The organism is Pseudomonas palmensis (genome assembly GCF_017848315.1).
Classification (GTDB): Bacteria; Pseudomonadota; Gammaproteobacteria; order Pseudomonadales; family Pseudomonadaceae; genus Aquipseudomonas; species Aquipseudomonas palmensis.
The window spans coordinates 1-20,080 of record NZ_JAFKEC010000007.1; the positions used below are offsets into that span (position 1 = coordinate 1).

The window sequence follows — 20,080 nt, forward strand, 5'->3', positions numbered from 1 at the left end:
GGTACGCTGTGTTTCTCGGCGGGCAACATGCTCTCGAGCCTGCAGCAGAAGGCCGGCTTGCGGCCGATGACCACCAATGCCTGGGGCATGCTCTACGGGGCCGGAATGCTGGCGCTGTACTGCGTGGTCAGCGGCATACCGTTCGCGATGGAATGGAATGTGCGGTATGTGGGGTCGCTGCTGTACCTGGTGATCCCGGGGTCGGTGATCGGCTTTACCGCGTACCTGACGCTGGTGGGGCGCATGGGGCCGGAGCGTGCGGCGTACTGCACGGTGCTGTTCCCGCTGGTGGCGCTGAACGTGTCGGCGTTCTACGAGGGGTACCAGTGGACAGCGCCGGCGCTGGGCGGGCTGGTGCTGGTGATGCTGGGCAATGTGCTGGTGTTCCGGAAGGGGCGGGTGGTGACGCCTTCGCCGGCAAGGCCGGCGCCTACCAGGGCCGCGTAACCCTTGCAGGAGCCCGCCTTGCTGGCGAATGGCAGCCTTACTTCCACACCTGCGGGTTCACCAGGTCGCGCGGGCGCTCGCCCAGCAGTGCCGCGCGCAGGTTGTCGATGGCACGGTTGGCCATCGCCTCGCGGGTTTCGGCCGTGGCCGAGCCCACATGCGGCAAGGTCACCGCATTGGCCAGCTGGAACAGCGGCGATTCGCTCAGCGGCTCCTTCTCGTACACATCCAGCCCTGCACCGCGAATCGTGCCCTGCTGCAACGCCGCCGCCAGCGCCGCCTCATCCACCACCGGCCCGCGCGACACGTTGACCAGAAACGCACTGGGCTTCATCAGCTTCAGTTCGCGCTCGCCAATCAGGTGCCTGGTGTTGGCCCCCAGCGGCACCACCAGGCACACGAAGTCGGCTTCGGCCAGCAGTTCATCCAGGCTGCGGTACTGCGCGCCCAGTTCCTGCTCCAGCGCGGTCTTGCGGCTGTTGCCGCTGTAGATCACCGGCATGTTGAAGCCGAACCGGCCACGCCGCGCAATCGCCGCGCCAATGTTGCCCAGCCCGACGATGCCCAGCGTCTTGCCATGCACGTCGCTGCCAAAGTGTGCCGGGCCCACGGTGGCTTTCCATTCGCCGGCCTTGGTCCAGGCGTCCAGCTCGGCCACCCGCCGCGCCGCGCTCATGATCAGCGCAAAGCCGAGGTCGGCGGTGCTTTCGGTGAGGACGTCAGGGGTGTTGGTCAGGGCGATGCCGCGCTGGTTGAAGTAGGCCAGGTCGTAGTTGTCGTAACCCACCGACACGCTCGACACCACCTGCAACTGCTCAGCGTTGTGCAACTGCGCTTCGCCCAGCTTGCGCCCCACCCCGATCAGGCCGTGGGCCTGGGGCAGCGCTTCGTTGAACTGGGCATTGATGTCGCCCAGCTTGGGGTTGGGCACGATCACGTTGAAGTCTTGCTGCAGACGCTCGACCATCGGGGCGGTGATGCGGCTGAAGGCCAGTACGGTCTTTTTCATCGGCGAACTCGCTGCGGGCAGGGGAGAATGGGTAGCACGCTATCATTCTCCGCCGCCCCTGTGCAGCAAGATTTCAGGTGGCGATGAGCAGCTCGTGGGTCTTGAGGTCGGCCTCGTGGGCCGCGAGGATTTCCGGCAGCGAGTTGCGCAGGTACTCGACCCAGGTCTTGATCTTCGCATCCAGGTACTGGCGCGAGGGGTAGATCGCGTACAGGTTCAGCTCCTGCAGGCGGTACTCGGGCATCACCCGTACCAGGCTGCCGTCGCGCAGGCCGTCGATGGCCGAGTAGATCGGCAGCACGCCCACGCCCATGCCGCTGCGGATCGCCGCCTTCATGGCATCGGCCGAGTTCACCTGGAAGGGCGCCTGGGTGATGTTCACCACCTCCTGGCCCTCGGGGCCGTCGAACAGCCATTTTTCCAGCGGGATCACCGGGCTCACCATGCGCAGGCAGGCGTGCTTGAGCAGGTCGGCCGGCTTGTGCGCCACGCCGTGGCGCTTCACGTATTCGGGCGAGGCGCACACGATGCTGTAGGTGATGCCCAGGCGCTGCGACACGAAACCCGAGTCCGGCAGCTCGCTGGCGAGCACGATGGACACGTCGTAGCCCTCGTCCAGCAGGTCGGGCACACGGTTGGCCATGGTCAGGTCGAAGGTCACGTCGGGGTGCGTTTCGCGGTAGCGGGCGATGGCGTCGATGACGAAATGCTGGCCCACGCCGGTCATCGAGTGCACCTTCAGTTGCCCGGCCGGGCGCGCATGCGCGTCGCTGGCCTCGGCCTCGGCTTCCTCCACGTAGGTGAGGATCTGCTCGCAGCGCATCAGGTAGCGCTTGCCCGCTTCGGTCAGTGCGATGCGCCGGGTGGTGCGGTTGAGCAGGCGGGTTTGCAGGTGCGCTTCAAGATTGGAAACCGCCCGCGACACGTTCGCGGTGGTCGTATCCAGTTGCACGGCAGCGGCGGTGAAACTGCCGACTTGCGCGACGCAACTGAAAGCACGCATGTTTTGCAGGGTGTCCATGGGGCGCTCTCAAGGAAGACGACAGAATTGTGACATGAAGTAACCAAAGCAGTCTTCAGACTAAAGCCGGATTATCGCGGTTTTCGTAACAAAGATTCGCAGTAAAGCACGCTTATCGCCAGTGCGGCGGCCCCCTAGAATTGCGTCACCTAGCGTCATCCACCTTCTAGTCGGGAACTCGCAGCTGTGCCGCGTCGCATCATCAGAGCGCTGAATGCGCTCAGTGTCTGTGCCTTTAGCTTGACCTTGAGCGGCTGTATCGGAACCTGGGGCATCGCCCCGCAAAGCAAGACGCTGCAAGCCAATACCCTGACCACCGACGCGGCCATCCGAGCAGCCGCGCAGGATGCCCACTGGCCCGACCAGCAATGGTGGCAAGCCTATGGCGACCCGCAACTGGCGCGCTGGATCGCCCTGGCGCTCCAGGGCAGCCCGACCATGGCCATGGCCGCTGCCCGCGTGCGTGAAGCCAGGGCCATGGCCGGGGTGATCGAGGCCGACGAAAAACTGCAGGTCAACGGCCAGTCCAGCCTCAAGCGCCACAACTGGCCCGAAGACCAGTTCTATGGCCCCGGCGCGCTGTCCGGTGCCAACACCTGGGACAACAATGCCACCCTGGGCCTGAGCTATGCGCTGGACCTGTGGGGCCGCGAGCGCAATGCCAGCGAGCAGGCCGTGGACATGGCCCACATGAGCGTGGCCCAGGCGCGCCAGGCGCAGCTCGAACTGCAGAACAACATCGTCAAGGTGTACATCCAGCTGTCGCTGCACTTTGCCCAGCGCGACATCGTCAAGGCCGAGCTGGCCCAGCAGGAGCAGATCCTGGCCCTGGCCGAACGGCGCCTGGCCGGCGGCATCGGCACCCATTTCGAGGTCAGCCAGGCGCAGACGCCGCTGCCCGAAACCCATCGCCAGCTCGACAGCCTCGATGAAGAAATCGCCCTGGCGCGCAACCAGCTGGCCGCGCTGGCCGGCAAGGGCCCGGGCGAGGGCGCGCAGTTGCAGCGGCCGAATCTCTCGTTGGCCACCGCGCTCAAGCTGCCGTCGGCGCTGCCTGCCGAGCTGGTGGGTCAGCGTCCCGACGTGGTTGCCAGCCGCTGGCAGGTGGCGGCCCAGGCGCGCGGTATCGATGTGGCGCATGCCGGCTTCTTCCCCAACGTCGACCTGGTCGGCGGGCTCGGCTTCATGGCCACCGGCGGCGGTGCGCTGGAGTTTCTCACCGGGCGCAAGTTCAACTACAACGTCGGCCCGGCCATCAGCCTGCCGGTGTTCGACGGTGGCCGCCTGCGCTCGCAACTGGGCGTGGCCTCGGCCGGCTACGACATCGCCGTGGCGCGCTACAACCAGACCGTGGTCGAGGCCCTCAAGGGGGTGTCCGACCAGTTGATCCGCCGCCACTCGATGGACGAGCAGCAACACTTTGCCGCCGAGTCGGTGGCCTCGGCGCAGAAGACCTACGACATCGCCATGATCGCGTTCCAGCGCGGCCTCACCGACTACCTCAACGTGCTCAATGCGCAGACCCTGCTGTTTCGCCAGCAGCAGATCCAGCAGCAGGTGCAGGCCGCGCGCCTGACCGCGCATGCCGAACTGGTCACCGCCCTGGGCGGTGGGCTGGGCGCCGGCAACGATGTGCCGACGCCGGATAAGCAGGCCGCACCGGCCACCCCGCGCACCCTGGCGGTGTTCGACAAATGAGCGCCATGACCCTGCCGTTTCGCTGGCTGGCATCACTTGAATGGCGTCGCGGCTTCTTTGAATGGGCGCGCAGCGACGGCGTCACCTGGGTGTACATCTTCAAGGTGCTGAGCGCGGCGTTTCTCACCCTGTGGCTGGCCATGCGCCTGGAGCTGCCGCAGCCGCGCACCGCGATGATCACCGTGTTCATCGTGATGCAGCTGCAGAGCGGCCACGTGTTCGCCAAGAGCTTCTACCGCCTGCTCGGCACCCTGGCCGGTTCGTCGGTGATGGTCGCGCTGATCGCGATCTTCCCGCAGAACACCGAGCTGTTCCTGCCCAGCCTGGCGATCTGGGTGGGCATCTGCTCGGCGGGGGCGATGCGCTACCGCAACTTTCGCGCCTATGGCTTCGTGCTGGCCGGCTACACCGCGGCCATGGTCGGCCTGCCGGCCCTGCAGCACCCCGACGGTGCATTCATGGCGGCAGTGTGGCGGGTGCTGGAGATCTCCCTGGGCATCCTGGTGTCGACCCTGGTCAGCGCCGCGATCCTGCCGCAGTCGGCCAGTGCCTCGATGCGCAACGCCCTGTACCAGCGCTTTGGCGTGTTCGCCGGCTTCGTCGCCGAAGGCCTGCGCGGCGACAGCCAGCGCGACCGTTTCGAAAGCAGCAACGTGCGCTTCATCGCCGAGGCGGTGGGCCTGGAAAGCCTGCGCAGCGTGACCGCCTTCGAAGACCCGCACATGCGCCGGCGCAACGGCCGCCTGGGCCGCATGAACAGCGAGTTCATGGCCATCACCACGCGCTTCAACGCCCTGCACCAACTGCTCGAGCGCCTGCGCCAGCGCGGCCCGCTGCAGATCGTCACGGCCATCGAACCGGGCCTCGATGCCCTGGCCAACCTGCTCGACGGCTATGCCGGGCGCTCGCTGACCCACGCCGATGCCGCGCGCCTGGCCGAGCAACTGGCCGCCTACAAGGACGACCTGCCCGAGCGGGTACGCAGCCTGCGCGCCGCCTACCTCGACACCGCGCCCAGCGACGCCGACCTGCTCGACTTTCACACCGCCTACGAACTGCTGTACCGCTTCGTCGACGACCTGCACAGCTATGCCCAGACCCACGCCTCGCTGGCCGAGCACAGCCACGCCCGTGAGCAATGGGACGAACCCTACGTGGCCCAGACCAACTGGCTGGTGTCGCTGGCTGCCGGCGTGCGGGCCGCGTTCATCCTGCTGGTGCTGGGCAGCTTCTGGCTGGCCACGGCGTGGCCCAGCGGGGCCATGATGACCCTGATCGCGGCGGCCACCGTGGGCCTGTCGGCGGCCACCCCCAACCCCAAGCGCATGTCGTTTCAGATGGCCTGCGGCACCCTGTTCGGCGCGCTGGTGGGGTTCTTCGAAACCTTCTTCGTGTTCCCCTGGATCGACGGCTTCCCGCTGCTGTGCATGGTGCTGGCGCCGGTGTTCGTGGTGGGCGCGTTCCTGGCCTCGCGCCCGGCCTACGCCGGTTATGGCCTGGGCCTGCTGATCTTCTTCTCGACCGGCTCGGTGCCCGACAACCTCACCGTCTACAACCCCTACACCTTCGTCAACGACTACATCGCCATGGTCATCGGCATGCTGGTGTGCGCGGCGGCCGGGGCGATCATCCTGCCGCCCAACAGCCGCTGGCTGTGGAGCCGCCTGGAGCAGGACCTGCGCGGCCAGGTGCTGTTCGCCATCAGCGGGCGCCTGCGCGGGCTGGGCTCGGCGTTCGAGAGCCGCACCCGTGACCTGCTGCACCAGGCCTATGGCCTGGCCGTGGGCCAGCCCCAGGTGCAGAGCAAGCTGCTGCGCTGGATGTTCGTGGTGCTGGAGGTGGGCCACGCGATCATCGAGCTGCGCAAGGAACAGGCGATACTCCCGGTGCACCCGTGCTATGCCGAGTCCCAGCCCTGGCGCCAGGCGATCCGCGTGATGGGCCGGGCGCTGGCGCGGCTGTTCCTGCAGCCCACCGCCAGCAATCACGAGCGTGCGCTGGTGGCAGTGGACCATGCGATCAGCCGCGTGCAGGCCACCGACGAACCTTTCGCCCGGCACTTCGACACCTCGGCCCTGCGCCGGGTGCAGAGCTACCTGCACTTCATCCGTACCTCGCTGCTCGACCCACAATCGCCGCTGGCCCACCTGCCCGCGACGCAAGGACTGCCCGATGCCCCGTGAAATCGCCTTCCACGGCCTGTACATGCCGACCATGACCTTGATGTTCCTGTTCGCCGCAGGGCTTGCCTGGGGGCTGGACCGGTTCATTGCCGGGCATGACGGCTACCGTTTTTTCTGGCACCCGGCGCTGCTGCGCCTGTGCCTGTTCATTTGCCTCTTTGGCGCCATGGCGCTGACCGTCTACCGTTGAGACCCTAGTCGATGAAAAAGTTTTTCAGCCTGATCGCCACCTTGCTGGTACTGGCAGCTGCCGTGGCGATCGGCCGGCAATTGTGGGTGCAGTACATGAATACGCCCTGGACCCGCGACGGGCGGGTACGCGCCGACATCATCAACGTGGCCGCCGACGTGCCCGGCTATGTGGTGGACGTGCCGGTGCGCGACAACCAGCTGGTGAAGAAGGGCGACCTGCTGATCCAGATCGACCCCGAGCACTACGAGGTGGCGGTCAGGCAGGCGCAGGCGCTGGTAGCCTCGCGCAAGGCCACCTGGGAGATGCGCAAGGTCAATGCGCACCGGCGTGCCGACATGGACAACCTGGTGATCTCGCGGGAGAACCGCGACGACGCCAGCAACATCGCCAACTCGGCCCTGGCCGACTACCAGCAGGCCCAGGCGCAGCTGGCGGCGGCAGAGCTGGACCTCAAGCGCACACGCATCCTGGCCACGGTGGACGGCTACGTGACCAACCTCAACGTTCACCGCGGCGACTATGCGCGCACCGGTGAGCCGAAGATGGCGGTGGTCGACAAGGACTCGTTCTGGGTCTACGGCTTCTTCGAGGAGACCAAGCTGCCGCACGTGAAGGTGGGCGATCAGGCCGACCTGCAGATGATGAGCGGCGAGGTGCTCAAGGGGCATGTGGAGAGCATCTCGCGCGGCATCTATGACCGCGACAACCCTGAAAGCCGCGAACTGATCGCCGACGTCAACCCCACCTTCAACTGGGTGCGCCTGGCCCAGCGGGTACCGGTGCGCATTCACATCGACGAGGTGCCCGAAGGCTTCCTGCTGGCAGCGGGCACCACCTGCACGGTGGTGGTCAAGCCGCGCGATTGAGCGCGTGCCGCTGCCATGGCGAACGTTCAGCGGTGCATGAACTGCGGCTCGCGCTTCTCGGCGAAGGCGGCCATGCCTTCCTTCTGGTCCTCGATGGCGAAGGTGGAATGAAACAGCCGGCGCTCCTGGCGTACGCCTTCGCTCAAGGTGGTTTCGAAGGCGCCGTTCACCGCCTCCTTGGCCATCATTGCTACCGGCCCGGAGTAGCCGGCGATCCGCGCCGCGACACGCAAGGCTTCGTTGAGTAGCGCCGCATCGCTCACCACCCGGCTCACCAGGCCGCAGCGCTCGGCTTCGTGGGCGTCCAGGGTGCGCCCGGTGAGCACCATGTCCATGGCCTTGGCCTTGCCGATGAAGTGCGCCAGGCGCTGGCTGCCGCCGGCACCGGGGATGGTCCCCAGTTTGATTTCCGGCTGGCCGAAGCGCGCGCTCTCGGCGGCGATGATGAAGTCGCACATCAGCGCCATCTCGCAGCCACCGCCCAGTGCGTAGCCGGCCACCGCGGCGATCACCGGCTTGCGAAAGCTGGCCAGGCGCTCCCAGTCCACGGTCACGAAGTCGCTGGTGTACACGTCGATGTAGTTGCGGTTGCGCATGGCCATGATGTCGGCCCCGGCGGCGAACACCGTGTCGGTGCCGGTCAGCACCACGGCGCGCACGCTGCGGTCCTGTTCCAGGCGGTCGAGCACGCCGGCCAGCTCCGCCGCCAGTTCGGCGCACAGGGCATTGAGCGACAGCGGCCGGTTGAGGCGAATCAGCGCCACCGCGTCAATCTGTTCCAGCAGCAGGTAATCGAGTTTCATCCGTGTAGTCTCGTTCAAGGGGTGAGTGCAAGGGGGCGTCAGAGATGACGCGCATCGACCAGTACCGGGCAACCGGCCTTGTCGATGACTTTGCTGCTGATCGAGGGGTCGAACATGCGGTCCAGCCGCGACAGGTGGCGGTGGCCCATCACGATCAGGTCGCTGCCCAGGCGCTTGGCCTCGGCGACGATGCTCGACACCGGGTCGCCATTGACCAGGTTGCCTTCGGTCTGGAAGCCGCGTTCGCGCAGGTGGGTCACGGCCTGCAGCATGCTCATGTCGGCCACCTGCTGTTCATGGCTGGCCGCCGGGTATTCGGTTTCGTCCTGCGGGCTGATGTGGCCGTCCTGTTCGGGCAGCGCGTAGGCACGGTCGACCGCCAGCAGCACATGCAGGCGATGACGGGTCTGCTCGCAGAACGTGCTGACGGTTTCCAGGATGCCGTGGCTGCGTGGCGAGCCATCGATGGCGATCAAAACGACGCTGTACATGGGGCAGGGTCCACTCACTGTGCAAAGAGCAGCATTCTTGAAAAAAGCATGCGGCGCGGTAAATGGTGCAGCGTGCAATGACTAGTTGCGCCACATGCAGGGGCTGTGAGCGCGGCGGAAACTGTTAAGCTTTGCCCCGGACTCAACGAAGCAATGAATGGATGCTTGCCATGCACTTTCCAGATATGAATTTGCTGGTCGCGCTGGATGCGCTGCTCGATGAAGGCAGTGTGGTCGGCGCGGCGCGGCGGATGAACCTGAGCCCCGCGGCCATGAGCCGTACCCTGACGCGCATTCGCCATGCGGTGGGTGACCCGATTCTGGTGCGCGCCGGCCGCGGCCTGGTGCCCACGCCCAAGGCCATGGCCCTGCGCAGTCAGGTGCGCAGCGTGGTGGAGCAGGCCAACCAGGTGTTCAGTTCCAGTGACGAGGTCGACCTGCAGAGCCTGGAACGGGCCTTCAACCTGCGCGCCAACGATGTGTTCATCGCGCCCTTTGCCGCGCCCCTGCTGGAAACCATGCGCGAACAGGCGCCGCACACGGTGCTGCGCTTCGTGCCCGAAGGCGAGGGCGGCGACGAGGACGCCGCACTGCGCGACGGGCGCCTGGACCTGTACATCAGTGCCACGCGCAACCTCGGTCCCGAGATCAAGGTGCAGAGCCTGTTCTCCACCACTTTCGTCGGCCTGGCGCGGGTCGATCACCCGATCTTCGATGACGAGATCACCCCCGAGCGCTTCGCCGGCTACGAGCAGATCAGCGTGTCGCGCCGTGGTCGCGCCGCCGGCCCGATCGATGCGGCGCTGGCCGGCATGGGCCTGCAGCGGCGCGTGGCGCTGATCACCCCGAGCTTTCATTCGGCGATGTTCTCGCTGCCCGACTCCGAGTTGCTGCTGGCGCTGCCCGAGCACGTGCTGATGAGCGTGGCCCGGCTCGGCCTGCCGCTGCGCTCGTTCCGCATCCCGATGGCGCTGGAGGCGGTGACCATCATGCAGGCCTGGCACCCGCGCTTCGACAACGACCCCGCCCACCGCTGGTTGCGCCAGACCCTCAAGGAATGCTGCTCCAGGCACTACGCCTGAGCCCGGGGCAGGCACGCGTTATCGACGGCTTTTGTGGATTGCGTTTGACGCAGCAATAAACTGCGAATATGTCAGTTTTCGTCATCTATTGGCCTCCATAGACTTGCCGGGTACTTAACTACCCGGAGTCCTCCTGCCATGTGTGTGCCTTTTTTCTGCCGTGCTTCAGCGCCTGTGGGCGGGGGCCGGCCATGACGTCGCTGGCGGCCCAGGCGCCCTTGGGGGCCACCCCGGCGCCCGCCGCGGCGCCTGCCAAACCGGCCGCCCCGGCTGCCTTCGGCCTGCGTATCGTGGTGGGCCTGGTCGGCGTGCTGCTGGCGGTGCTGTGCGCCGGCCTCAACGAGATGGTCACCAAGATGGCCCTGGCCGACATCCGTGGCGGGATGCACATCGGCGCCGACGAAGGGGCCTGGCTGGTGGCGCTGTACTCGGCCACCTCGGTGTCGGCCATGGCCTTTGCGCCCTGGTGCTCGGTGACCTTCTCGCTGCGCCGCTTCACCCTGTGTGCCATCGGCGCCTTTGCCGTATTGGGGTTGCTCTGCCCGTTTGCACCCAACCTCGAAAGCCTGATGCTGCTGCGCACCCTGCAAGGCCTTGCCGGGGGCGCGCTGCCGCCGATGCTGATGAGCGTGGCGCTGCGCTTTCTGCCCCCCGGCATCAAGCTCTACGGCCTGGCCGGCTACGCCCTGACCGCAACCTTCGGGCCGAGCCTGGGCCTCCCGCTGGCGGGCATGTGGACCGAGTATGTCGGCTGGCAGTGGGCGTTCTGGCAGATCATCCTGCCCTCGCTGGTGGCCATGGGCTGCGTGGCCTGGGGCCTGCCGCAGGACCCGTTGCGCCTGGAGCGCTTCAAGCAGTTCGACTGGCGCGGCCTGTTGCTGGGGCTGCCGGCCATCTGCTCGATCGTGATCGGCCTGTCCCAGGGCGACCGCATGGGCTGGTTCAACTCGCCGCTGATCTGCTGGCTGCTGGGCGGCGGGGTGGTGCTGCTGGTGCTGTTCATGATCAACGAATGGTCGCACCCGCTGCCGTTCTTCAAGCTGCAGATGCTGCGCAACCGCAACCTGACCCACGCCCTGATCACCCTGGGCGGGGTGCTGGTGGTGCTGTCGGCCGTGATCATCATCCCCACCAACTACCTGGCCCAGGTCCAGGGCTATCGGCCCGTGCACAGCGGCCCGGTGATGCTGCTGGTGGCGCTGCCGCAACTGCTGGCGCTGCCGCTGACCGCGGCGCTGTGCAACATCCGCGCGGTGGACTGCCGCTGGGTGCTGGCCATCGGCCTGGGCATGCTCGCCATGTCATGCCTGGGCGGCACGCAGATCACCTCGCAGTGGGTGCGCGAAAACTTCTATGTGCTGCAACTGTTCCAGATCTTCGGCCAGCCGATGGCGGTGATCCCGCTGCTGATGCTCGCCACCGGCGGCATGACCCCGCAGGACGGCCCGTTCGCTTCGGCCTGGTTCAACACCATCAAGGGCCTGGCTTCGGTGGTGGCTGCCGGGGTGCTGGAGGCCCTGACCACGGTGCGCCGGCATTTCCACTCCAACATGCTGGTGGACAACCTGGGCAACTCGCCGCTGGCTGCCAGCGATGCGCCGGGGCTGGCCAGGCGCATCCATGAGCAGGCCGTGGTGCTGACCTCGGCCGACCTTTACCTGTGCATGGCGCTGCTGGCACTGGCGCTGATCGTGCTGATTCCCTTTGTGCCTACCCGGATCTACCCGCCGCGTGCAGTGGCCTAGTCCCGTCGAGAGAGAAAGACATGACCTCAAGTAAAACTTCCAGACTCACCCTGATCGCCGTGGCGGTGATCGTCGTCGCCGGCCTAGCCTATGTGGCGCTGCCCGCGCTGTTCGGCAGCGGCGGCACGCAGTCCACCAACGATGCGTACGTCACGGCCGACTACACCGTGGTGGCGCCCAAGGTGTCGGGCTTCATCAAGGCGGTCCACGTCGAGGACAACCAGCAGGTCAAGGCCGGCCAGGTGCTGGCGCAGATCGACGACCGCGACTTCCAGGCGGCGCTGGCCGCCGCCGACGCGCAGTTGCTGATGTCCCGCGCGCAGTACCAGAACGCCCGCGCCACCCTCGAACGCCAGGCTTCGCTGATCGCCCAGGCCCAGGCCACGGTGGCTGCCGACGAGGCGGCGCTGGCGTTCGCCAACCATGAACTGACCCGTCACACCCGCCTGGCCGAGCAGGGCGCCGGCACCGTGCAGAACGCCCAGCAGGCGCGCAGCCGGGTCGATCAGGCCCAGGCACGCCTGGCCAACACCCGTGCGGCGCTGGCCGCGGCACGCAAGCAGGTGGACATTCTCACCGCGCAGGTGGAGGCAGCCCAGGGCGGCCTCAAGCATGCCGAGGCCGCGCTGGACCGTGCCCGCCTGGACCTGTCCTACACGCAGATCGTCGCACCCATCGACGGCATGGTCGGCGAGCGCGCCGTGCGCGTGGGCGCCTACGTCAACCCGGGCGCACGGCTGCTCTCGGTGGTGCCGCTGGCACAGGCCTACGTGGTCGGCAACTTCCAGGAAACCCAGCTGACCCACGTGCAGCCAGGCCAGGCAGTGCTGGTGAGCGTGGATACCTTTGCCGGTGAACAGCTGCGCGGCCATGTACAGAGCGTGGCCCCGGCCACCGGCCTGACCTTTGCCGCAGTCAAGCCGGACAACGCCACCGGCAACTTCACCAAGGTGGTGCAGCGCATCCCGGTGAAGATCGTGCTCGACGCCGACCAGCCATTGCTCAGCCGCCTGCGCGTGGGCATGTCGGTGATCGCCAGAATCGATACCCAGAGCCCGGCCAGGGCCCAGGCCGGCAACGAGGTCAGCGCTCGATGAACTTCGCACAGGCTACTTCGCCCTTGCTGCTGGGCGCCACGCTGACCCTCGGCGCCTGCAGCCTGGGCCCCGATTTCGAAGCGCCGCGCTCCACCGCGCCGTCGGCCTGGCCGACCCTGCAGGACAAGGCCGGCCCCAGCCAGCCCGAGGCGACACCGCTGCAGGCGCGCTGGTGGGAGCAGTTCAACGATGCGCAGCTGTCGTCACTGGTGCAGCGCGCGGTCGAACGCAACCTGGACCTGCAGGTGGCCACCGCCCGGCTGATGCAGAGCCGCGCGGTGCGCAGCAGCATTGCCTCCGAGCAGTACCCGTCGGTCGACCTGAACGGCAACTACAGCCGCGCCCGCAACAGCGAGGATGGCCTCAACGACCCGTCCGGCAAGAACGGCAAGTCGGCCTTCAACCTGTGGCAGGGCGACTTCACCGCTGCCTGGGAACTGGACCTGTGGGGCCGGGTGCGGCGTGAGGTGGAGGCCGCCGACGCCAGCGTCGAGGTGGCCGAAAACGACCGCCAGGGCGTGCTGCTGTCGTTGCTGGCCGAGACCGCCCACGACTATATCCAGCTGCGTGCGGTGCAGAGCACCCTGGCGGTGATCCGCGAGAACCTCGACGTGTCGCGCCACAGCCTGCGCCTGTCGCAGATGCGCCTGAACGATGGCGTGGCGACCAACCTCGACGTGGCCCAGGCCAAGGCGCAGGTGGCGTCCATCGAGGCGCGCCTGCCCACCCTGGAAGACCGCCAGGCGCAACTGATCAACGCCCTGAGCCTGCTGCTGGCCGAACCGCCACGCAGCCTGCAGAACGAACTGCTGCAACCGGCACCGATGCCGCAGACCGCGCAGCGCTTTGCCATGGGCCTGCCCTCGGAACTGGCCGAGCGGCGCCCCGACATCCGCCAGGCACAGGCGCAACTGCACGCCGCCACGGCCAGCATCGGGGTGGCCAAGGCCAACTTCTATCCGAGCATCCGCCTGTCGGGCAGCGCGGGGTTCCAGTCGCTGCAACTGTCGGACTTCGGCAACTGGAGTTCGCGCCGGTTTGCCATCGGCCCGCAGTTGAGCCTGCCGATCTTCGAGGGCGGGCGCCTGACCGGCGTGCTCAAGCTGCGCGAGGCGCAGCAGCAGGAAGCGGCTGTGCAGTACCAGCAGGTGGTGCTGCGCGCTTGGCACGAGATCGACGATGTACTGCGCCTGTACAACGCCAGCCAGCTGCGCCGCGACCTGCTCGACGAAGCGGTGCGCCAGAGCCGGGTGGCGCTGGACACCGCGCGCAACCAGTACGTGGAGGGCGCGGTCGACTTCCTCAACGTGCTGACCGTGCAGAGCGCCTTGCTGGCCAACCAGGAGCAGTGGGTCGAAAGCTCGGCGGCGGTGTCGCTGGCCATGGTTGGCCTGTACAAATCCCTGGGCGGGGGCTGGCAGTCATTTGCCCCACCGGCCCAGGCCAGCGCTGAACTCGATCGAGGGCAGCGGTCAAAGCACCCATGAGGCCTGCGCCGGCCGTGCCCCGGCACGGCCGGCGCCGCGCCGGGGTTCACATGTCATCCAGAAAAGGACGCAGGTATGAATATTTCCTTGCACGGCAAGCGTGCGATCGTCAGCGGCTCCACCGCCGGTATCGGCTTTGCCATTGCCCACGGGCTGGCCGAGGCCGGTGCCGAGGTGGTGGTCAACGGGCGCACCAAGGCCCGTGTCACGCGCGCCGTAGAACAGATCCAGCGCAAGTTGCCGGGGGCCAAGGTCAAGGGCATTGCGGCCGACCTGGGCACGGCCGAGGGGGCGGACATCCTGTTTGCCAAGGAGCCGGAAACCGACATCCTGGTCAACAACCTGGGCATCTTCGAGCCCAAGGGCTTCTTCGAGATCAGCGACGAGGACTGGCAGCGCTTCTTCGAGGTCAACGTGATGAGCGCGGTGCGCCTGTCGCGCCATTACGCCAAGGGCATGGCCACGCGCGAGTGGGGCCGGGTGCTGTTCCTGTCGAGTGAATCGGCGCTGCAGATCCCGACCGAGATGGTGCACTACGGCACCACCAAGACCGCTCTGCTGGCGATTTCCCGCGGGCTGGCCGAGACCCTGGCCGGTACCGGCGTGACCGTCAATGCGGTGCTGCCGGGCCCGACCCGCTCCGAAGGCGTGGGCGGCTACTTCAGCCAGATGGCCAGGGAGCAGGGGGTGGACAGCGAGACGCTGGAGGCCCGGTTCATTGCCGAGCACCGCCCCAGCTCGGTCATCAAGCGCCTGGCCACGGTCGAGGAGGTCGCCAACATGGTGGTCTACCTGGCCTCGCGCCAGGCCAGCGCCACCACCGGCGCAGCCCTGCGCGTGGATGGCGGCGTGGTTCGTTCCATCGCCTGATGCACCCTGCCGCGCCCGGGCGAGCGACTCGCCCGGGCGCGGCCTTCAGCCGGCAATCGCCGGCAGGCTGGCCGGTTGCAGCCCGTAGTCGAACTCGGCGAACAGCCGGGCAAAGCGCTTGAGCGATTCGGGCGCGTCCATGCGTTCCATCACCACTTCGATGAACACCAGCGTGTCGGCCTGTGCGGCCTGGGCCAGCGCATCTTCGAGCTGGTCCTCGGTGTGCACGGTGAAGCTGCGCGAGCGCTCGCGGGTGTCCAGCACGCTGGCCAGTTGCGCATAGCGCCAGGGGTTCACGTCGTTGTAGCTGGCATGCTCGCCCAGGATCAGCCGTTCGATGGTGTAGCCATCGTTGTTGATCAGGAAGATCACCGGCTTGAGGTTGTGCGCCAGAATCGTCGACAGCTCCTGCACGGTCATCTGCAACGAGCCGTCGCCGATGAACAGCAGTTGGCGGCGTGTCGGTGCGGCCAGCAGGCTGCCCAGCAGCGCGGGCAGGGTGTAGCCGATCGAGCCCCAGATCGGCTGGGTGATGCAGGTTGCCCCGGTCGGCAGGCGCAGGCCGCTGATGCCCGCCGACGAGGTACCGCTTTCGGCGATGACCAGGTCGTCGGCTTCGATCAGGTGGCCGATGCGCTGCCAGAAGCGCAGCTGGCTCAGCGGCTTGCCCGACAGCGCGGCGAACGCCGGGCTGGCACTGAACGGCGGGATGCGCTGGGCGCGGCGCTCGCGTGCCAGCGCCTGTTGGCCCAGCGCCTGGAGCACCTGGCCCAGGCTCACGGCGGTGTAGTGCTGCCTGGCGATCGAGGCCGCGTAGGCGTGCAACTGGATCAGCGCGCCGTCCATGAAGCTGTGGGAGAACAGTGCGGTGCTGGTGTCGGTGAAGCGTGCGCCAAGGCTGATAACGCAGTCGGATTGCTCCAGTGCCGCACGCACGCCGGGCGCGGAGCCGGCACCGGCGTAGGTGCCGAGGAACAGCGGGTGCGACTCGGGCAGCATGGCCTTGGCCGGCGGCAGGCAGGCGAAGGGCAGGTCGAAGCGCTCGATCAGCTCGAGCACCTGGGGCACCAGGCCAAAGCGCGCCACGTCCATGTCCACCAGCAGCACCGGCGAGCTGGCGGCATCCAGGCGTGCCACCAGCGCCCGTACCACCGCCTGCAGTTGCCCCGGCTCGCTGCGCGGCTCGCTCAGTTGCAGCGGCGTGTCGGGCACCTCGATCGGCAGGGTGGCCAGGTCGCTGGGCAGTTGCAGGTACACCGGGCGGCGTTCGCGGTAGCAGGTCTGCAATACGCGGTCGATTTCCATGGCGGCGTTTTCCACGGTGATGCGCGCCTGGGCCACGGTGAACTGGCGCAGGGTCACCATGATGTTGTCGTAGTTGCCGTCGCCCAGGGTGTGGTGCATCAGGGCCCGGTCGATGATCGCGTGCAGCGGCGGCATGCCCGACACCATGATCACCGGCACCCGCTCGGCATAGGCGCCGGCGATGCCGTTGAGTGCACTGAGGTCGCCCACCCCGTAGGTGGTCAGCACCGCGCCGAAGCCCTGGGTGCGGGCGTAGCCGTCGGCCGCGTAGGCCGCGTTGAGTTCGTTGCAGTTGCCGATGAAGTCGAGCGTGGGCAGCGCCTCGACCTGTTCGAGCAGGGTCAGGTTGTAGTCGCCGGGCACGCCGAACAGGTGGCGGATGCCGAATTCCTGAAGGCGGCGCAGCAGAAAATCGCCAATGGTCATGTCCATGAGTAGGGGAGCCTCGTGATCCTTGAGAGAGGGTGCGCCGCTAGGGCTGGCGGCGCAGGTCGATGACGTTGCCGGCCTTGCCTTCGGAACGCTTGAGGGTGTGGCACGGGTGCAGCTGGATGTGGGTGCTGATGCCCACGTGCACCTTGATCTGGTGGCTCAGCTGCTGGCAGGCGGCCTGTTGCTGCTGGGCGCTCAGGCCGCTGTGTTCCGGGCGCAGCTCGACGTGGACGGCCAGCACGTCGAGGTTACCCTGGCGGCTGACATGCAGCTGGTACACCGGGCTGAACATCAGCAGCTTGAGCAGTTGCTCCTCGATCTGGCTGGGGAACACGTTGACCCCGCGGATGATCAGCATGTCGTCGCTGCGCCCGGTGATGCGGTCGATGCGGCGCATGGCGCGACCGTTGCCGGGCAACAGGCGGGTGAGGTCGCGGGTGCGGTAGCGCACCATCGGTAGCGCTTCCTTGCTCAGGGTGGTCAGCACCAGTTCGCCGAACTGCCCGTCGGGCAGCACCGCGCCGGTGACCGGGTCGATGATCTCGGGGTAGAAGTGGTCTTCCCAGAGTGTCGGGCCGTCCTGGGTGTCGAGGTGCTCCATGGCCACCCCCGGGCCCATCACTTCCGACAGGCCGTAGATGTCCAGGGCCTTGATGCCCAGGCGCTGTTCCAGCTCGCCGCGCATCTGTCCGCCCCACGGCTCGGCGCCGAAGATCCCGGCGCGCAGCGACAGCGACTGCGGGTCGATGCCCTGGCGTTCGATCTCTTCGGCGATGTTGAGCATGTAGGACGGCGTCACCATGATGATGTCCGGCTGGAAGTCCTTGAGCAGCTGCACCTGGCGTGCGGTCTGCCCGCCCGACATCGGGATCACCGTGCAGCCGAGTTTCTCGGCGCCGTAGTGTGCGCCCAGGCCGCCGGTGAACAGGCCGTAGCCATAGGCGATATGGATGCGGTCGCCGCGCCGCCCGCCCGCAGCGCGGATCGAGCGCGCCACCAGCGAGGCCCACACGTCGATATCGTTGCGCGTGTAGCCGACCACGGTGGGCTGGCCGGTGGTGCCGCTGGAGGCATGCAGGCGCAGCACCTGGTCCATCGGCACGGCAAACAGGCCAAAGGGGTAGTGGTCGCGCAACTGTGCCTTGCTGGTCAGCGGGAAGTGCGCCAGGTCGTCGAGGTGCTTGAGGTCGTAGGGGTGCACGTCCAGTGCATGGAACTGCTCGCGGTACCAGGCCACATGGGTATAGGCATGCAGCAGGGTCTGGCGCAGGCGCAGCAACTGGTGCTGGCGCAACTCGTCGAGGCCGGCCTGTTCCAGGTGGTCATCGAACGGTTGGGCGAAGGGCACCGGGGCCAGGGCGGCGACAGGGCTTGCGTGCAGTAAAGTCGATTCGATCGGCATCGGGTCTGTTCTCTACCAGGAAGGGGAGTGGTCAAGGGCGCCCACGCTCGCGCTGCCATGCCCGCGCGCCGGGTGGGGCCGGGCGCGCAGGTGGCAGGGGCGGGCGCTGCGGGATCAGCCGGCCTGGGTCAGGCGCAGCAGCTGGTTGAAGATGTTCTTCTGGTGCATCTCTTCGGTGCCGCCCACGCTGGCAAAGCCCAGCGCGTCCTTGACCAGGGTGGCGATGTCGCCTTCGTGGTAGCCCAGGCTGCCATACAGCTTGAGCAGGCTGATGGCGCTGTGGATGAAGTCCTGCGCGGCGCCGAGCTTGGCGATCGAGCAGCTCATCAGCGCCTGGGGGTCGTTGCCCAGCAGCTGGTCGAGCGCGGCGTACACCATCCAGCGGTTGCGCTCCATGCCCATGGCGATGTCCACCAGGCGCTTCTGCACGTACTGGTGGGTGTCGATGGCGCTGTTGAAGCTCTGGCGGTTGGCCGCGTAGTGCATGGCCTCGGCCAGGAACGGCGTGGGCAGGTTGGCCGCTACCAGGCCGTAGTACGCACGCCCCAGCGAGATGATCCTGATCAGTTGCTGCAGGCCGCGGCCCGGCTCGCCCAGTACCTGTTCGGCCGGCACCGGCAGGTTGTCGAAGTGCAGCGGGCCGGTGGGCAGGTGCTTGTTGCCCAGCTTGTCGTCCGGCTCGCCACGGGTCAGGCCGGGGGTGTCCTTGTCGATGATCACCAGGGCGATGTTGTGCTTGGAGTCGGTGGCCAGGCGGGTCACGATCAGCAGGAAGTCGGCCACCGGTGCATGGGCGATGTTGAACTTGCTGCCGGTCAGCCGGTAGCCGTCCGCGCACGGGGTCAGCAGGCTGTGGATACTGCGCACGTCGGTGCCGGTGCCCGGTTCGGCGATGCCGGTGGCGCTCAGCGCGCCGGCCAGGATCGCGCTCAGGTAGCGGTCCTTCTGGGCGTCGCTGCCGTAGAGCATCAGGGCACGGACCATGCCGGCCTGGGCAATCACCGACAGCAGTAGCTCGGGCGTGCGGATCGACGAGGCCAGGCCTTCCAGCGCGGCACTGAAGCCCCACCAGTCTTCACCCAGGCCGCCGTATTCGAGCGGGATGACCAGCTTCCACAGGCCCGCGTCGCACAGGCGCTGCCAGCCGTAGTGATCGAAACCGGGGGCGGCGCTGCGCCGCGCCTCGGCCAGTTCCACGCCGATGGCGCGGTAGGTCGACAGCAGCGCGAGCTGCTGTGGAGTCCAGGAGAGTTTCATTGAGCGTACCTTTGCAGTCGGTTCGCCGGGGCGCCTGAGCGTCGGCGAACGGTTCGTCCCTGAGCGCCGGCTCAGCCTTCCTGGAAAGCCAGGACCTGATCCTTGAATGCCTGGGGCACAGGCACGGTGGCCTGTTTGTCGTAGTCGAACATCACGTGGTACGACTTGGCCCTGGCCACCACCTCGTGGGTATCGTCCTGGCGGCGCATGGTGTGCTCGATCTCGAAGCTCTTGGTGCCGAATTTCACCACGGCGCTGCTGACCACCAGGGTTTCGCCGTACATGGCCTGCTTGAGGTAGTCGCACTCGCTGCGCACCATGATGTGCGGCAGTTTTTCGCTCTTTGGCAGTTGCAGCAGGTGGTGCATGTAGCAGAGGTAGGCATGTTGCATGTAGTCATAATAGATGGGGCTGCTTACATGGCCCATCGAGTCGGTGTCGCGGTATTTTATTTCAATGACGGTCTCAAAGCCTTTCTGGCTCATGGTGCACTTCCTTTTGTTTGTTCTGTTTGAAGTTGGCGAAATGTTCTTGAAACTTCTCGGCAACTTGTTCGGTCCCTTGAAAGTGGGTTTCAAGTTGTTTCAAATGCTAGGCAAGTTGAACTTGCAAGGCTACTCGCGTTTGTTTGCAGGAAGCTCGCTTTCGCGCTGCAGCGCTTGTCTGTCGTGGGGTTGCTGGCTGCTGGTTGT

At 67.0% G+C, this 20,080-nt stretch carries 18 protein-coding genes; 10 read left to right on the forward strand and 8 right to left on the reverse strand.

Annotated elements, in window-relative coordinates; genetic code table 11:
• Positions 1-447: DMT family transporter (locus tag JZZ72_RS06190; protein WP_210014185.1), on the forward strand; the 447-nt coding region annotated here is incomplete at its 5' end.
• A gap of 37 nt (positions 448-484) precedes the next feature.
• Here the strand turns inward: JZZ72_RS06190 and JZZ72_RS06195 are convergent.
• Positions 485-1,456 carry a 2-hydroxyacid dehydrogenase gene (locus JZZ72_RS06195; RefSeq protein WP_100633481.1) on the reverse strand — a complete coding sequence of 324 codons (972 nt, stop codon included), beginning with the start codon at positions 1,454-1,456 and terminating at the stop codon, positions 485-487.
• 73 nt (positions 1,457-1,529) lie between these two features.
• Positions 1,530-2,477: a LysR family transcriptional regulator gene (locus JZZ72_RS06200; protein ID WP_043860975.1), complete on the reverse strand. Its 948-nt coding sequence runs from the start codon at positions 2,475-2,477 to the stop codon at positions 1,530-1,532.
• 186 nt (positions 2,478-2,663) lie between these two features.
• Between JZZ72_RS06200 and JZZ72_RS06205 the strand changes: the two genes are divergently transcribed.
• Genes JZZ72_RS06205 through JZZ72_RS06220 form a run of 4 tightly spaced genes read left to right on the forward strand, consistent with a single transcriptional unit; the run spans position 2,664 to position 7,417 of the window.
• Complete coding sequence (locus tag JZZ72_RS06205) at positions 2,664-4,175, forward strand: efflux transporter outer membrane subunit (protein WP_043860976.1); 1,512 nt, start codon at positions 2,664-2,666, stop codon at positions 4,173-4,175.
• Positions 4,172-6,358: an FUSC family protein gene (locus tag JZZ72_RS06210; RefSeq protein ID WP_054914863.1), complete on the forward strand. Its 2,187-nt coding sequence runs from the start codon at positions 4,172-4,174 to the stop codon at positions 6,356-6,358. Before JZZ72_RS06205 ends, JZZ72_RS06210 begins: the two co-directional genes overlap by 4 nt.
• Complete coding sequence (locus JZZ72_RS06215) at positions 6,348-6,548, forward strand: DUF1656 domain-containing protein (protein ID WP_043860978.1); 201 nt, start codon at positions 6,348-6,350, stop codon at positions 6,546-6,548. Before JZZ72_RS06210 ends, JZZ72_RS06215 begins: the two co-directional genes overlap by 11 nt.
• Before the next feature lie 11 nt (positions 6,549-6,559).
• Complete coding sequence (locus JZZ72_RS06220) at positions 6,560-7,417, forward strand: efflux RND transporter periplasmic adaptor subunit (protein ID WP_043860979.1); 858 nt, start codon at positions 6,560-6,562, stop codon at positions 7,415-7,417.
• A 26-nt stretch (positions 7,418-7,443) separates the two neighbouring features.
• Here the strand turns inward: JZZ72_RS06220 and JZZ72_RS06225 are convergent, their stop codons facing one another.
• Positions 7,444-8,220 (reverse strand): enoyl-CoA hydratase, encoded by a 777-nt coding sequence (locus tag JZZ72_RS06225; protein WP_043860980.1) that lies wholly within the window; start codon positions 8,218-8,220, stop codon positions 7,444-7,446.
• A 38-nt stretch (positions 8,221-8,258) separates the two neighbouring features.
• On the reverse strand, positions 8,259-8,711 hold the full coding sequence (locus JZZ72_RS06230) for a universal stress protein (protein WP_043860981.1): 453 nt from the start codon (positions 8,709-8,711) through the stop codon (positions 8,259-8,261).
• Between the two features lie 170 nt (positions 8,712-8,881).
• On the opposite strand from JZZ72_RS06230, the gene JZZ72_RS06235 reads away from it, so the two are divergent.
• The 5 genes from JZZ72_RS06235 (at position 8,882) to JZZ72_RS06255 (ending at position 14,992) form a co-directional block, all read left to right on the forward strand.
• Positions 8,882-9,793: a LysR family transcriptional regulator gene (locus JZZ72_RS06235; protein ID WP_043860982.1), complete on the forward strand. Its 912-nt coding sequence runs from the start codon at positions 8,882-8,884 to the stop codon at positions 9,791-9,793.
• 191 nt (positions 9,794-9,984) lie between these two features.
• A complete protein-coding gene (locus tag JZZ72_RS06240; protein WP_043860983.1) occupies positions 9,985-11,538 on the forward strand; it encodes an MFS transporter in 1,554 nt (517 codons plus the stop codon).
• 20 nt (positions 11,539-11,558) lie between these two features.
• Positions 11,559-12,635: an HlyD family secretion protein gene (locus tag JZZ72_RS06245; protein ID WP_054914861.1), complete on the forward strand. Its 1,077-nt coding sequence runs from the start codon at positions 11,559-11,561 to the stop codon at positions 12,633-12,635.
• Positions 12,632-14,122 carry an efflux transporter outer membrane subunit gene (locus tag JZZ72_RS06250; RefSeq protein WP_054914860.1) on the forward strand — a complete coding sequence of 497 codons (1,491 nt, stop codon included), beginning with the start codon at positions 12,632-12,634 and terminating at the stop codon, positions 14,120-14,122. The genes JZZ72_RS06245 and JZZ72_RS06250 overlap by 4 nt, the downstream gene beginning before the upstream one ends.
• Positions 14,123-14,197: 75 nt before the next feature.
• A complete protein-coding gene (locus JZZ72_RS06255; RefSeq protein ID WP_043860986.1) occupies positions 14,198-14,992 on the forward strand; it encodes an SDR family NAD(P)-dependent oxidoreductase in 795 nt (264 codons plus the stop codon).
• 45 nt (positions 14,993-15,037) lie between these two features.
• Here the strand turns inward: JZZ72_RS06255 and JZZ72_RS06260 are convergent, their stop codons facing one another.
• From JZZ72_RS06260 to JZZ72_RS06275, 4 genes are all read right to left on the reverse strand, one after another.
• Entirely contained in the window at positions 15,038-16,729 is a 1,692-nt protein-coding gene (locus tag JZZ72_RS06260) for an alpha-keto acid decarboxylase family protein (protein ID WP_043860987.1), read from the reverse strand.
• A gap of 40 nt (positions 16,730-16,769) precedes the next feature.
• On the reverse strand, positions 16,770-18,131 hold the full coding sequence (gene paaK / locus JZZ72_RS06265) for a phenylacetate--CoA ligase PaaK (RefSeq protein WP_100633482.1): 1,362 nt from the start codon (positions 18,129-18,131) through the stop codon (positions 16,770-16,772).
• 114 nt (positions 18,132-18,245) lie between these two features.
• Entirely contained in the window at positions 18,246-19,388 is a 1,143-nt protein-coding gene (locus JZZ72_RS06270) for an acyl-CoA dehydrogenase family protein (protein ID WP_078479507.1), read from the reverse strand.
• Between the two features lie 71 nt (positions 19,389-19,459).
• Positions 19,460-19,873: an acyl-CoA thioesterase gene (locus tag JZZ72_RS06275; protein WP_043860990.1), complete on the reverse strand. Its 414-nt coding sequence runs from the start codon at positions 19,871-19,873 to the stop codon at positions 19,460-19,462.
• Between the last annotated feature and the right edge of the window lie 207 nt (positions 19,874-20,080).

Excerpts from the sequence above, each read along its gene's own strand:
- JZZ72_RS06250 (WP_054914860.1), top strand. The coding sequence starts at position 12,632 with ATGAACTTCGCACAGGCTACTTCGCCCTTGCTGCTGGGCGCCACGCTG.
- JZZ72_RS06230 (WP_043860981.1), bottom strand. The coding sequence starts at position 8,711 with ATGTACAGCGTCGTTTTGATCGCCATCGATGGCTCGCCACGCAGCCAC.
- JZZ72_RS06240 (WP_043860983.1), top strand. The coding sequence starts at position 9,985 with ATGACGTCGCTGGCGGCCCAGGCGCCCTTGGGGGCCACCCCGGCGCCC.
- JZZ72_RS06235 (WP_043860982.1), top strand. The coding sequence starts at position 8,882 with ATGCACTTTCCAGATATGAATTTGCTGGTCGCGCTGGATGCGCTGCTC.
- paaK (WP_100633482.1), bottom strand. The coding sequence starts at position 18,131 with ATGCCGATCGAATCGACTTTACTGCACGCAAGCCCTGTCGCCGCCCTG.
- JZZ72_RS06210 (WP_054914863.1), top strand. The coding sequence starts at position 4,172 with ATGAGCGCCATGACCCTGCCGTTTCGCTGGCTGGCATCACTTGAATGG.
- JZZ72_RS06215 (WP_043860978.1), top strand. The coding sequence starts at position 6,348 with ATGCCCCGTGAAATCGCCTTCCACGGCCTGTACATGCCGACCATGACC.
- JZZ72_RS06200 (WP_043860975.1), bottom strand. The coding sequence starts at position 2,477 with ATGGACACCCTGCAAAACATGCGTGCTTTCAGTTGCGTCGCGCAAGTC.
- JZZ72_RS06255 (WP_043860986.1), top strand. The coding sequence starts at position 14,198 with ATGAATATTTCCTTGCACGGCAAGCGTGCGATCGTCAGCGGCTCCACC.
- JZZ72_RS06245 (WP_054914861.1), top strand. The coding sequence starts at position 11,559 with ATGACCTCAAGTAAAACTTCCAGACTCACCCTGATCGCCGTGGCGGTG.
- JZZ72_RS06270 (WP_078479507.1), bottom strand. The coding sequence starts at position 19,388 with ATGAAACTCTCCTGGACTCCACAGCAGCTCGCGCTGCTGTCGACCTAC.
- JZZ72_RS06260 (WP_043860987.1), bottom strand. The coding sequence starts at position 16,729 with ATGGACATGACCATTGGCGATTTTCTGCTGCGCCGCCTTCAGGAATTC.
- JZZ72_RS06225 (WP_043860980.1), bottom strand. The coding sequence starts at position 8,220 with ATGAAACTCGATTACCTGCTGCTGGAACAGATTGACGCGGTGGCGCTG.
- JZZ72_RS06220 (WP_043860979.1), top strand. The coding sequence starts at position 6,560 with ATGAAAAAGTTTTTCAGCCTGATCGCCACCTTGCTGGTACTGGCAGCT.
- JZZ72_RS06275 (WP_043860990.1), bottom strand. The coding sequence starts at position 19,873 with ATGAGCCAGAAAGGCTTTGAGACCGTCATTGAAATAAAATACCGCGAC.
- JZZ72_RS06195 (WP_100633481.1), bottom strand. The coding sequence starts at position 1,456 with ATGAAAAAGACCGTACTGGCCTTCAGCCGCATCACCGCCCCGATGGTC.